Below are 13082 nucleotides of genomic sequence, written 5' to 3' on the forward strand. Positions count from 1 at the left end.
ATAAAAGGTTTCCAGCGGTTTGTTTTTCAAAGGGTTTTCCTAGCAAAGGCGAAAAGGCGATGCGATGGCAAAGACTACAGACGGAAAGAACACACCCGGCCCACGCTCCAGGGAGCAGACCAGAAAGGTCACTTCGGCCAGGTTAGATTCTTCCGTCCGGAAAGCGTCTGCCGTTAGCGTTACACCGGCTGCCGGGAAGAAGTCTTTAGCCACTCCGGCCGCGCGAGCGGAGCCGGCTCAGATGGCAAAGGCGGTCGCCAAGGCGGCGAAAACTGTACCACCTCCGGCCGCGAAACGACCGGGTGTCAGAAGCGCAAGGGAAGCGGCTGTCGCGCAGGACGATGCGGCAGTGCGCGAGACTCCAGTATCCACGGTTCAACCGGCTGTTGTCCACCAGCCGCGAGTCGAGACTACAGCCGGTACGGCGAACTCCATGACGAAAAAGCTGAATGAAGTACCCGTCGATGACGACGCAACCCAGAGCGAAGAAACCCCTGTGGCCGCTTCCGGCAAAGTGGAAAAGGCCAAGGCTCGCGACCGCCGTGCCAAAGAAAAGGCGCTTCTAAAAGACGCGTTTTCTTCATCGGCACCCGGCACGGTGGAGGAACTCGAGGAGCGCCGCTCCAAATTGCGCGCGCTCATCAAGCTCGGCAAGGAGCGCGGTTTCCTCACATACGCTGAAATCAACGATCACCTGCCGGACAACTTCACCGAGACCGAGGCGATCGAAGGCATCATCAGCACGTTCAACGACATGGGCGTGGCTGTGTACGAGCAGGCGCCCGACGCTGAAACGCTGCTGCTGAACGACAACGCGCCCGCCGCTTCGTCAGACGACGAAGTCGAAGAAGAGGCGGAAGTTGCGCTGTCCACCGTCGACTCGGAATTCGGCCGCACGACCGACCCGGTGCGCATGTACATGCGCGAAATGGGCACGGTCGAACTGCTGACGCGCGAAGGCGAGATTGAAATCGCCAAGCGTATCGAAGACGGCCTGAAGCACATGGTGATGGCCATTTCCGCGTGCCCGACCACGATCGCCGACATTCTCGCCATGGCAGAGCGCGTCGCGAACGAGGAAATCCGCATCGACGAACTGGTCGACGGCCTGATCGACGCCGACGCAGAAGACGCGGACGGCTTCTCCGTGCAGGAAGCGGAAGCGATCGAGAGCGAGGACGAAGAAGCCGAGGAAGAAGACGAAGAGGACGAAGAAGAAGACGACGGCACCGCGCAGGCCACGGCCAACGCAGCGCAAATGGAAGCGCTCAAGCGTGCGTCGCTCGAAAAATTCGCGCTGATCAGCGAATGGTTCGACAAGATGCGTCGCGCGTTCGAGAAGGAAGGCTACAAGTCGAAGTCGTACCTGAAAGCGCAGGAAACCATCCAGAACGAGCTGATGACGATCCGCTTCACCGCGCGCACCGTCGAGCGTTTGTGCGACACGTTGCGTGCGCAGGTGGACGAAGTGCGTCAGGTCGAGCGCCAGATCCTGCATACGGTGGTCGACAAGTGCGGCATGCCGCGTGCGGAGTTCATCGCGCGTTTCCCGGGTAGCGAAACGGACCTCGAGTGGGCCGACAAGATCGTCAGCGAAGGTCACGCGTACAGCGCGATCCTCACGCGGAACATTCCGGCCATTCGCGAGCAGCAACAACGTCTGCTGGATCTGCAGGCGCGTGTGGTGCTGCCGCTGAAGGACCTGAAGGAAACCAACCGTCAAATGGCGGCCGGCGAACTGAAGGCGCGCCAGGCGAAGCGCGAAATGACCGAGGCAAACCTGCGTCTCGTGATTTCGATTGCGAAGAAGTACACGAACCGCGGTCTGCAGTTCCTCGACCTGATTCAGGAAGGCAACATCGGCCTGATGAAGGCGGTGGACAAGTTCGAATATCGTCGTGGCTACAAGTTTTCCACGTATGCAACGTGGTGGATCCGTCAGGCCATCACGCGTTCCATCGCGGACCAGGCGCGCACGATCCGTATTCCGGTCCACATGATCGAAACGATCAACAAGATGAACCGCATCTCGCGTCAGATTCTGCAGGAAACCGGCCTCGAGCCGGATCCGGCAACGCTGGCCGAGAAGATGGAAATGCCGGAAGACAAGATCCGCAAGATCATGAAGATCGCGAAAGAGCCGATCTCGATGGAAACGCCGATTGGTGACGACGACGATTCGCATCTGGGCGACTTTATCGAAGATACGAACACCGTAGCGCCGGCAGACGCCGCGTTGCACGCGAGCATGCGCGACGTTGTCAAAGACGTGCTCGATTCGTTGACGCCGCGCGAAGCGAAGGTGCTGCGCATGCGTTTCGGTATCGAGATGAGCACCGATCACACGCTTGAAGAAGTCGGCAAACAGTTCGACGTCACGCGTGAGCGGATTCGTCAGATCGAGGCAAAGGCGCTGCGCAAGCTGCGTCATCCGAGCCGCTCGGACAAACTCAAGTCGTTCCTTGAGGGCAACTGATCGGCAGGTGTGGCCGTCTTGAGTAAGTAGCAGTTTGAAGGGGTCTCCCAATTGTTCCGTCAAAGCGGAGCGGTCGCGGAGGCCCCTTTTTCGTGTAGTATGGCGGCCACTCGACAAACAGGCATGCGCAACATGCTGTACGTTGGTAGCTTCAGATACGGTAAAATCTCGAGCTCTCAGGGCCTCTAGCTCATGCTTGGTTAGAGCAGCGGACTTAGCAAAGACTCACCTAAACCTCGCAGCACGGCATGGTGAGTCATGAATGGGTTGCCTTGGGGTAAGTTAGCTCTGCCCCTTGGTAGAACTGCTCAAATTCGGGGAAACCTCTGCTGTTCTTGCAGCGTGGCAATCCCGAGCGAAGCTCTCTTTGAGAGAACGTGTAGAGACTGAACGGGCAGGTCGTAAAGACAAGAGACAGTCCAGACCACAAACCCGAAAGGGGCGGCGAAAGCCGTAGCTGGTTAGCATAATCCGTTGGTGCCGTGTTCGACTCACGGGAGGCCCACCAAACATTGAAAAGCCACCCTTCATGGGTGGCTTTTTCTTTGCATCAGACTTTGCGTTTTCTTGCGATGCCGCGTGCGCCAGTACAATCGACGCACCATCGACTTCGCGGATGTGCGAGGCAGCAATGAAGATTCGGATTGCGTATCTGGAAGAACCTCCGTTTGGATGGAGCGGACCGGACGGGGCGGCTATGGGCGCCGATATCGATCTGGCCACGGTTGTTCTTCGTGCCATTGGTGCGACGGAGATCGAGCATTGCCTCACTACATTTAGCGAGTTGCTTGATGGCGTAGCAACTGGGCGCTGGGACATGAACGTTCCTCTGTTCATCACGCCGGAGCGGGCACAGCAGGTGGCCTTCAGCGTTCCCGTCTGGGCAATGGCAGACGGCTTTCTCGTTCGTGCAGACAACGACAAGGCGCTTGGACAGCTATGCGTCGGTCGCCAAGCGGCGCGATGCCCGGCTTGGCATCATCGCAGGACAGGTGCAGCACGAGTCGGCCAGAGCGGCTGGCGTAAGCGAGGACCAGATTGTCGTCTTTCAGCAGCAGGCTGAAGCGATAGAAGCAGTTCGCTCAGGCACCGTGGACGCTTATGCGAGCACCGCCCTCGGGAATCGCATACTGGCTGAGCGCATTGGCGGCTCGGTGCTTCGTGCAGTCGAGCATCGGCCTGTGACAGGCAGCGCGCTCGAAATATCCTTTGGTGCATTTTCGTTCAGCAAGAACAGCGATGATCTGCGCCATGCGGTCGACCGTGAATTGCGATCGTATTTGGGCTCGGCCGCGCATCGCGAGCAAATGGCGAGGTTTGGCTTCACGCACAAAGAGATCGATCCCGTTCTCTCTGTCGGTTGATAGAACGGTCGTGATTTGCGTAATCTCGCACGTGTTGCGACGAGCGGTATTCACAATGGTCCCATTGCACTGCTTTGGATAACCAGATTTGGAGCGATCTACACCATGTCACTGAAGACGGATGTCGAATTCTTCCGCCTCCTCACGAATAGCTATCGCCGTTTGCTCGGTAAATCGCTGGTGCCGTCCGGCATTGGCGACACCGAGGGCGCTGCATGGCTCTATTCGTCAGCGCCGTTTGGCCTTCTCGCGCACGATACGCAGGCCGACCCGATGTTTATCTATGGCAACTCAAAAGCGCAGACGATCTTCGGATACGACTGGGAAGAGATCACGTCTCTGCGCTCGCGGCTTTCAGCGGAACTTCCGGAGCGCGGGGAGCGTCAGGCGTTTCTGGATCAGGTCGCGCGCGACGGTTTCGTCACCGGGTATCGCGGCATTCGCATTACGAAGTCCGGGCAGCGTTTCTGGATCGAGCATGCAACGGTGTGGCAGTTATTCGACGACTCAGGCGTGGTGCGTGGCCAGGCGGCCATGATTCCGCAGATTGCGAAGTTCTAAAGATCCTATGCTGGCCCGAAAGCAACGACATAATCGCTTCTTCCGGGCTGCGAGCCCGCGACATCAAGCAGATCTTTTTATGCGGTGATTTTCAGGCACTGAGAATAAAGTGACGGCCTGCTGAGGGGTGTTAAAGACTTAGCACATCAAGTCTTCGAAAGACGCAAATGATAAGCCCCTGTTTCTGAAAGGCCCAATTCGTTGAGTTAATGTCCTTGAAAAGCGCTGAATGTTGATTAGTCTTCCGCCATCGCATCGATTTCAGGGCGTGGGGCTACTATGAGTTCGCTTAAGACCTTCGGGCATTTTCTTTGGCTTGTGCGCAAAACGTGGCTGACACGGGGAGCACGCTTGTATTATTCCCAGTTCGGAGAAGATGCTGTGCTCCGCGAGATAATCAGCCCTGCGTGCTCCAAGGGCGTCTATGTGGATGTGGGTGCTTATCACCCAATCAAGTTTTCAAACACGTATGCGTTGTACAAGCGCGGCTGGCGGGGCATCAACATTGATATGGACCCCATCAAGATCGAGGCCTTCAGACTCGCGCGGGCGTCCGACACAAATGTGTGCGCGGCTATTTCAAGCGAAAAGGCTGTAAAGAACGTCTATAACTTCTCGAGCTATGGGTTGACCTCCACTCTCGATCCCGAAGTAGCCGCAAATGGAACGGCGTCGCCTACATCGGTGCGCAGCGTCGAGACCACGACGTTGGACGACGTGCTCGAACATAGCCGTTACTCCGATCATGAGATCGACCTGCTTTCCATCGACGCCGAAGGTCACGATTATCAGGTGTTGATGTCGATCAATATTGAAAAATACAAGCCGAAAATCATCATTGTCGAATCCTCGTCTACTTCAATGCGGGATGTCGTCGGCTCGAAAGTGTACGACTATCTTGAGAAGCGCGGTTATAGGCTCGTCAGCTGGACGCATCTTTCGCTGATTTTCAGGGTAGATAAGTCCAGAATCTTCCGCTACCAGCTATAAGGGCGGCGCGAACGCGCACTTCGCGGCGTCTCTTACCAGGATGCCGGGCCGCGCAGCCGCACGCGTCGCGGAAACAAACAGGCGTTTGTGCGCGGGCTCGCAACCGCATTCCTTGCATTTTCCTTTATGTCCGCTTGCACGCCGCCTGCTAAGGCTTCGCCGCGAGGTGAGCGCCGCGATCTATCAATTTCAAAAAACTTTGGAATAAACGTCGGGGCCCTGTGTTTGCCCCTATGTAGCCAGATGCAAACGCATTAATCCGGAACCCGACGAGAAGGAAGTTCGAAGGAACGAATGCCGACCCGTGAGACCGGAAAGTCGGATAGTTAGGAATCCGATAGTAATTGTTGTTCGGCGGAGATGATCCTGCCGGTCTGTGCAAAGCGATTTTATCCGCGGCTTGCCGCCGCGAACCATTCACTTAATTAAGGAGTATTGATCATGTCCAAATTGTTCGTAAGCCTCGCTCTCGCCGTTTCCGCTCTCGGCGCTCCGGTACTCAGCTTCGCTCAAAGCAGCGCTCCGCTCACACGTGCGGAAGTTCGTGCGGATCTCGTCCGCGTCGAGCACGCTGGATATCGGCCTACCAGCGGTGACGATGTTAACTACCCGGCAGATGTCCAGGCAGCAGAAGCAAAAGTCGCAGCACAAGGCGACCAGCAACTGACGATGCAAGCCGTCGGCGGTGTCGCGCAAAGCGGCAGTTCGGCGTCGGGTGCTGCGTCGCATACCGCAATGCAATCTGCGTGCGTCGGCCCAGTCAGCTTCTGCAACCTCTACGCCGGTAGTTAAGTGCCGCACGCCGGATCCTGTGGACCATGCAGTCATGCACAGGATCCCACCTAGTTATCTAATCGTTCTCAATGGAGTTTCGTCGTGAAAATTTTGCCATTAGCCGCAACGGTTCTTTCCTTGTCTGCATGCATGTTCGCATCCGCCAGCGCAATGGCGCAGGACACGCAACCCGCCAAAGCGCCGATCCGCAATATCGTTCTCGTTCATGGCGCGTGGGTCGACGGCTCGGGGTGGAGACCGGTCTATGACATCCTGACCAAAGACGGCTACCACGTGACAATGGTGCAGGAGCCGCTGACCTCGCTCGACGACGACGTGGCCGCAGCGAAGCGGGTGATCGACATGCAGGACGGTCCCACCATTCTGGTCGCGCATAGCTATGGTGGCTCGGTGATCACCGAGGCCGGCGTCGATCCGAAAGTAGCGGGGCTGGTGTACGTGGCGGCTCATGCGCCGGCAGTGGGCGAAGACGAAAGCGATCTGGGTAAGAAGACGCCCAGCTACACGTCGCAGCAGGCAGGCGCCATCAAGAAGACGGACGACGGTTACACCTATCTGAATCCCGCCGATTTCGCGAAAGATTTCGCAGCCGATCTGCCGCTCAAGGAAGCGGAGTTCGAGTCACGCGCGCAAATCCTCACGGCAGCCAAGGTCTTCTCCGAGCCGATAAAGGTTGCCGCCTGGACCATGAAGCCGAGTTGGGGCATCGTGGCGGCCGACGACAAGATCATCAATCCGGACCTCGAGCGCTTTTACTACCAGCGCGCGCATAGCCACACTACGGTACTGGCGGGTGCAAGCCACTCCGTGTATGAATCGCGTCCCAAGGAAGTCGCCGCGGTGATCGAAGACGCAGCGAAGCATGCGCAGCAGTGAAGATGTATCAACGCCAGCGCGTCGCTGTGGCTGGAATTGTTGCAGGCTCGCGCACGCGCATCGAATTTCATCTGCCAGGGTTCGGCGACGCGGCCACCGTTCGATCAATGCGCGTCAGTTGCCGTCGTGCCGAAGCGGCTGAACGCACAGCAGCACCTCGTCAAAGGGACAAGCTGGCGTGCGATGTTCCTCTCCAGCGCCAACAAGTCAATCCGCGAAATGCTGGTCAACGGCGCGGAGGCGGATCACGTCGCGGTCCTCAACCGCCTCACTGAAGTGCAGTTGCCCCGCATCGATCCTGACGACCGGCAATGGATTAGCGAAATGCCCATTACCCACCAGGTGGCACGCAACTATGGGCACGCCGGAATCATCCATCCGCAATGGCTGGTTGCCAACCAAGACCGTTTGCCACTGCTCATCCAGCAGAAATGCGACGAACTCATGCGCCCGACGGATGCCGCCCGCGGCGAACGGCTGTGGTTCGCCAACTTCGCCACGATGTTCGTGGGCGCAGAACTGGCACGTGCGGCGAACCTGCATGCAATTAACGTGCAGCGCTGGGTGCTTGACACGCTGCTGCCCGACCAGCGTCGCGCCGTTAGGTCGAGTCACCCATCGCGAACAACTTACTCGTCTGACGGCTCGTCGGGCGGTGCCTCTGTAAAGCTGATGTATTGCTTGAGATCAGGTTGGCCGAGCGCAACTAGAGCGAGCACGCCGGCGCCGAATCGACGCGCGAATTCGTCGTCAAGCTTGAACTTAAAGTCATCAAGCAAAACCGGAATCTCGGATTCCCCTTTGAGCGCCCCGGCTATTTTTGCCCGGTCGGCTGTCTGCAGGATCAACCGTTGACGGTCCTGATCGTAAGTAACGACCACTGAACATGGTGGAAATTTCATCGTCAGTGTCCTCTGCATTCCTGGTAGTCATCAAACGCCTGCTTCTTGCAAAGCGCGAGGCCGGGCAAACCACCCATGTATTTGGCGAACGTGTTGCACTTGAAGACATCGCGCTCGTACTTTGCGTGACAGTCCGCTTCACGCCATTCATTATCTCCGCTCCCTCCACACTTGACGAATCCATTGTCCAGGCTTTTGGCTGAGGAGACAGAATCAGTGTAAATCATCGACCTCTTCGAAGATGCCGCAAGTTCGGGTATGAGGTAGATGACGGGAAGCTGCGATTGAGCAGCCAGCATCAACTCCGTTGTCTCTCCCCACTTCGGAAGCGCCTCGCTAACTTCGTTTTGATAAAGTCTGCCTGTCAATTTCGCTTTCCAACTGACGTAGCACTCAACACACATGTCAGGAACGAATGCCTGGTCATCCGACTTAACGCCGCTGAGGTTGGCAGGAGGAGCCACCGGATCATTACCTAGTTCCCAATTGGCAAGCCATGCTCCAAGTTCAGTGTCGCTTATTGGTTGCCACCATCCACCGTTGGTAGAAACCTTCGCCGAACGCGACGAAACGGTACCGCTGGCTGCGTACTGATAGTCCACTGTTAATACACGAGCCCGCCCTCCGTTAATTGTGCTTGCCGGCTCGTTGTACTGGAAGTTCTTGACACGACCGCGCTCGTCGTAGGCGACGCTTGCCTGACCGCTATTACCAGCTATCTGCGTCGCACGGTTTTCGGAGTTACGGCTGAGAGTCCGCATCGCCCATCCCGATACGGCATCTATTGTGGTGGCGATGTTGCCGCGTACGTCATACGTATATGTCCAGTCTTCGGTCGTCGCACCGTTCCGTACGACCGTAGCAGACAGCATTCGGCCCGCCGCATCGTAGCGCGCCCCTACGGTCATCTGATCGCCTGCCGCGACTGCGTGCAATCCCTGTTCGCCCGTCTGGTCCGTGGTCTGCCATTCAGCGTAGCCAGTGACGTTGCCTGCTGTGTCGTAAACGAACGCCCTGAGTTTTCCAGGTGTTGCCACAAGGTGCGGCCGCAGCGAATTGCCGTCACTGTATTCGACGGTCGTTACCGTCTTGATGTCGTCAACGATTGCTGTGGCTTTTGTTGGCCGATTCACGGCGTCCCAGGTGTATTGGGTATTACCATCCGGGGTTGTTTTCTGTTTAAGGTTTCCAGACGTGTCCCATGTGCGGGACACCGTGCCACCGGGCGTAGCAATCGATGCAGGACGCGACGCGTCGCCGACGATGAATGAATATATGGTGTTGCCAGTCGAGTTGCCGACCGTTGTAGTGCCGGAGCCGTAGGCTAACGAAACATTGCGCGTCGTGTCAGGATGCGTAACGGAGATTGTGCGCCCCTTGGAATCGTAGGACCATGTCGCGATTCGCGAGCCCGATTCGTCCTTTATGCCGCTCAACGCATTGGGGAAGCGGGCATCCTCGTACAAGTATTGACGTACATAGCCGATTGGCGCGGTTACTGAAGTGAGATTACCTTTCGTATCGTACGCATAGTGCGTGGCATTACCCGAAGGCGGTACCACGCTCACGACGCGACCGCTACTGTCGTACGTCAGGCTAAGCGTCAGCCTCGACGGTGTTTGCCCGACCCGATCAACGGGCCACTGTGCGATTGCATCTATTCGCTGTCCATCATAGATAACTTCGCGATAGAAGCCCATTCGCGTTGTCTCGGAGTGCAGCCGACCCGTATCAAAAAAATATGTCTCGGTTGTACCGAGTCGCTCGTCTTTCAGGTAGTAGTAACCGTCGCTACTTTTCGTCAGGGATACGCCCGAAGTTCCCGGTACGGTCCACGCTCCGCCGCTGGGCCTAAAGATCAGGGGCTGTCCGCTGCTCTGGTAGGCTGTGATTTTAGGCGCGCTTGCATTGACAGCGGTCAGATCAAGCCTTCGCTGCCAGTTGCTTACCCAATATCCGCCCATAGCTGATTGTGCTTTGTCGAATGGCTTTGAAAGATAGCTGCGGGCAAACACAAGAGGTGAAGCGTCGCCGCTGGCGAAGTCTGTCTCCGAAAGGGTGACGATGCCGTTAGCAGGGAACACCGGATCAGCGACGGAGCAAGTTCCATCTGCGGGCGGGTCGGCCGGTGTGTTACACCACTGCTCAATCTGCACAAGGTCATTGATGCAGGCGTAATTCCCCATTCCTGTGGGCGAATTTGAAGTTACATCGAGCTTGCACGTCGGGGAACCCGGCGTCGCGCCGGACTGCGCATATAGCGACGAGCAGTCTGCCGCGTTTGCGTTGATTGAGAGGAACAGCGTGAAAGCTGGAAAGAGGCGTCTCGCGAATACAGTCGCCACTCCCAAGCGTCGGCGTCTTTTCATTTTTCGTCCCTGCCGGTTATTGAATGGTTGTTTGATGCACAACCAACCTACCGGGACCGCCAAGAACGAGGAATGCGACAACTCTTAAAATTACACCTGACTTTCACCAAGGATAACTTAAATCATGCTGAATGGATTTAAACGTAGGACTCCACAACTTCGTTTGTCAGACTTCATCTATTCAGCCGTAGGAATAGGCATGCCTACCCGGTAAAGTTCATTACAGAATGCGGCAGCCCACCGCAAGCTTCCACGCTGTACTGACCCAGCTGGTGCGGCGAGACCGGCCCGCACCTCCTCTGCATCCAGCCGAAGCCTCAACTCTTCAAGCGCGGCGAGATCGCGGTCTGATTCCGCGCGCCAGCAGCGTGCTATGACCTGGTGGGACCGTCCCAGCTGGAGAACGAATACCCGCGCATCCCGGAGTTCCGCAACGAGCGTCAGGATCGCTTCGTTGTCGCGGTAGTGATTCTCCAGGTCGCGCAGATCGTGACTGGTCGGAGCGGTGAACGCGGGGAACGGGCGCGACTTGGATGTATCGGCCACTCCTGCCCGGAATGTCTCGTTCTTCAGGCCTAGCTTCGGTATAGAACAGCGTTTCGACTTCACGCGCATTCTTCTTGAGCATGCGCGACGCGCCGAACGCGTCCCACAGCCCGAGTTGTTCCCGGTTGGTCGGCGCGGGGCCCTTTTCGCCGGGCTCGTTGAACGTCATCGCAATGCCCGTCAGCGGCCCGATCATGTAGCCATTGATGATCTCCTTCCAGGCCTCGGGCGTCGCATCAACGCCGGTCACTTCACGCACGCTGTTGGCCAGCCGCTTGTAGCTCTCTTCGGTCATGGTCCTGCTCTGCATCGAACTGAATTCGTCGGGCGACAGGTCTTTCGTGGTCTGCTGGCCGAACGATCCTTGACGAACTGGCGGCGTCGAAGGCGGAATTGCTGGGCTTGCCGGGCCCAGAAGACGCACGGCTAGTGCGCATCACCGACGCGCTCGTTTGCAATCTGTCCGACACGCGCCGTCTCGAACAATGGGCCGAGTGGGCAGGGCATTCGCCGCGCACGCTGAGCAGGCGGTTCGTCGCCGAGACGGGGCTCAGCTTCGCGCAATGGCGCGCACAGGCCAGATTGCTGCGCGCGTTGGAACTGGTCGCCGATGGTGTCAGCGTCACGACCATTGCACTCGAACTAGGCTACGAGAACGTGAGCGCTTTCAGCGACATGTTCAGGCGCGCAACGGGAACCACCCCCGGCCGTTATGCAGCGGCGGGCGGTAGTTCTGTTGACTAGCAAGCGGCTGGCGCAGCGCGAGCGAGCGGCTCGCTATCGCTACAATATGCGGATGTTTTGCCTTCCCAATGGCATCGAGCGCCAGACATGCTGATCTCCTGTTTCTCCAGTGGCGACGCCATTCGCACACGGCGCGTGAGCGACATCGTGCTGTCGGGCGTCGTCGACGTGCCCGAACTGCCTCATCGTGTGCTGGTCGATTGGGAGAGGGAGACGTCGTCGCGCATGGTTCTCGATCCCGGCGATGTCGAAGTCATGCCTTTCGCGCGAACACGTATGCGTTGGCCGGATTACACGCTCTGTGTTCAGGCGATGTCGGACTGGACGCGCTCACTCGGATTGCCCGACGTACTTGCCTCTAGCGACGTCGCCTTAATGGCTTGCCGCGGCGCCAGGTATCACCATGACGCCATGCAATACGGCGGCGCGGCATTCTGCAACCTGTTCCTGAGCGACGACAAGGGGCTCGACCTGCATTTCGCCTCTTCGGGGCAGCGCATTCCGTTGACGCGCGGAACGGCCGTGATATTCGACACAGGTCAGCCTCATGGTGTGATCCGGCGAGGCAGCAGCGGCTTCAACGTGGACGACTTCACGCCGGATCGCGATAGCGTGCAGATCTTCCTGACGTGGGAGCTTCCTATCGAAGACGTACATGTCGCACGCGCGCTTCAAGTCGAATTCGACGTTGCACCTTTACCCATCTCACAGCCCGCTGAAGAGCAGGTATTGCTGAATGGCGAACCGGTCGTCGTGTGTCCGGATTCGGGCCGCTGGCGTAAGCCTGATTGATGTTCGGCGTTATGCCGATGTCGATGCGCGACGTCTGTATGATGGCGAGTTGCGCTCGACCGCAAGCTCGCGCAGACGGTCGGCGCAGACTACGCACAATGGGCTGCCGCAACGCGGCGCCAACGCACCCCTTCACGACGATTCATAGGAAGACCGCCATGACGGCCGCAACGCAATTCGATCAGGTTTCCGTTATCAAACGTGCCAACGTCTATTTCGACGGCAAGTGCGTTTCGCACACCGTTCTCTTCGCGGACGGCACGCGCAAGACGCTGGGCGTGATTTTGCCGGGCACGCTCAACTTCGGAACGGACGCGCCCGAACTGATGGAAGTGCAAGCCGGCCAGTGCCGCATCCGCCTTGAAGGCAGCGGCGAATGGAAGACCTATCGCGCGGGCGAGTCGTTTTCGGTGCCCGGCAAGAGCCGCTTCGACATCGACGTGATCGAAACGCTCGACTATGTCTGCAGCTATCTGTAACAGCGATTGAACGTGTGGCGCTGGAGTCTCGGAACGAGACTCCAGGCAAACGCGATGCTATGCCGATAGGTTCTATCGGAAGTGCTTCAAACCGCGCGACGCACCATCAATTCCTTGATCTTGCCGATCGCCTTGGTCGGGTTCAGTCCTTTCGGACAGACGTCGACGCAGTTCATGATCGTGTGGCA

At 57.8% G+C, this 13082-nt stretch carries 10 protein-coding genes and 3 pseudogenes; 10 read left to right on the plus strand and 3 right to left on the minus strand.

The genetic code is table 11. The annotated features are described in order from the left end of the window. Window positions 1-64: 64 nt before the first annotated feature. The 7 genes and pseudogenes from rpoD to J2W46_RS30290 all read left to right on the plus strand — a co-directional run bounded on the left by rpoD (window position 65) and on the right by J2W46_RS30290 (window position 7917). Entirely contained in the window at window positions 65-2476 is a 2412-nt protein-coding gene (rpoD, locus tag J2W46_RS30260; RefSeq protein WP_087752659.1) for an RNA polymerase sigma factor RpoD, read from the plus strand. A 631-nt stretch (window positions 2477-3107) separates the two neighbouring features. Next, window positions 3108-3840 (plus strand): annotated as a pseudogene (locus tag J2W46_RS30265) (transporter substrate-binding domain-containing protein). Window positions 3841-3945: 105 nt separating this feature from the next. After that, window positions 3946-4401, plus strand: a complete 456-nt coding sequence (locus J2W46_RS30270) for an MEKHLA domain-containing protein (RefSeq protein WP_310358869.1) — start codon at window positions 3946-3948, stop codon at window positions 4399-4401. Between the two features lie 351 nt (window positions 4402-4752). After that, complete coding sequence (locus J2W46_RS30275) at window positions 4753-5391, plus strand: FkbM family methyltransferase (RefSeq protein WP_251031799.1); 639 nt, start codon at window positions 4753-4755, stop codon at window positions 5389-5391. 441 nt (window positions 5392-5832) lie between these two features. Beyond that, window positions 5833-6183, plus strand: a complete 351-nt coding sequence (locus tag J2W46_RS30280) for a DUF4148 domain-containing protein (protein WP_087752657.1) — start codon at window positions 5833-5835, stop codon at window positions 6181-6183. 132 nt (window positions 6184-6315) lie between these two features. Beyond that, window positions 6316-7062 (plus strand): alpha/beta hydrolase, encoded by a 747-nt coding sequence (locus J2W46_RS30285; protein WP_310358873.1) that lies wholly within the window; start codon window positions 6316-6318, stop codon window positions 7060-7062. A 36-nt stretch (window positions 7063-7098) separates the two neighbouring features. Next, window positions 7099-7917, plus strand: a complete 819-nt coding sequence (locus tag J2W46_RS30290) for a hypothetical protein (RefSeq protein ID WP_310358876.1) — start codon at window positions 7099-7101, stop codon at window positions 7915-7917. Window positions 7918-7966: 49 nt separating this feature from the next. Here J2W46_RS30290 and J2W46_RS30295 read toward each other — a convergent pair whose 3' ends face one another. Together J2W46_RS30295 and J2W46_RS30300 are read right to left on the minus strand one after the other, a co-directional pair. Next, entirely contained in the window at window positions 7967-10333 is a 2367-nt protein-coding gene (locus J2W46_RS30295) for a DUF6531 domain-containing protein (protein WP_310358879.1), read from the minus strand. Between the two features lie 325 nt (window positions 10334-10658). Beyond that, on the minus strand, window positions 10659-11174 hold the full coding sequence (locus J2W46_RS30300; protein ID WP_310358881.1) for a hypothetical protein: 516 nt from the start codon (window positions 11172-11174) through the stop codon (window positions 10659-10661). Window positions 11175-11239: 65 nt separating this feature from the next. Here J2W46_RS30300 and J2W46_RS30305 point away from each other — a divergent pair. The 3 genes and pseudogenes from J2W46_RS30305 to ppnP form a co-directional block, all read left to right on the plus strand. After that, window positions 11240-11623 (plus strand): annotated as a pseudogene (locus J2W46_RS30305) (helix-turn-helix domain-containing protein); the annotation flags it as partial. Between the two features lie 87 nt (window positions 11624-11710). Beyond that, window positions 11711-12415 (plus strand): hypothetical protein, encoded by a 705-nt coding sequence (locus J2W46_RS30310; RefSeq protein WP_310358884.1) that lies wholly within the window; start codon window positions 11711-11713, stop codon window positions 12413-12415. A gap of 158 nt (window positions 12416-12573) precedes the next feature. Further along, window positions 12574-12894 (plus strand): pyrimidine/purine nucleoside phosphorylase, encoded by a 321-nt coding sequence (gene ppnP / locus J2W46_RS30315; protein ID WP_310358886.1) that lies wholly within the window; start codon window positions 12574-12576, stop codon window positions 12892-12894. 86 nt (window positions 12895-12980) lie between these two features. Here the strand turns inward: ppnP and sdhB are convergent. Continuing rightward, a pseudogene (gene sdhB, locus J2W46_RS30320) lies at window positions 12981-13082 on the minus strand (succinate dehydrogenase iron-sulfur subunit); the annotation flags it as partial.

Source organism: Paraburkholderia strydomiana (assembly GCF_031456815.1).
Lineage (GTDB): Bacteria > Pseudomonadota > Gammaproteobacteria > Burkholderiales > Burkholderiaceae > Paraburkholderia > Paraburkholderia caledonica.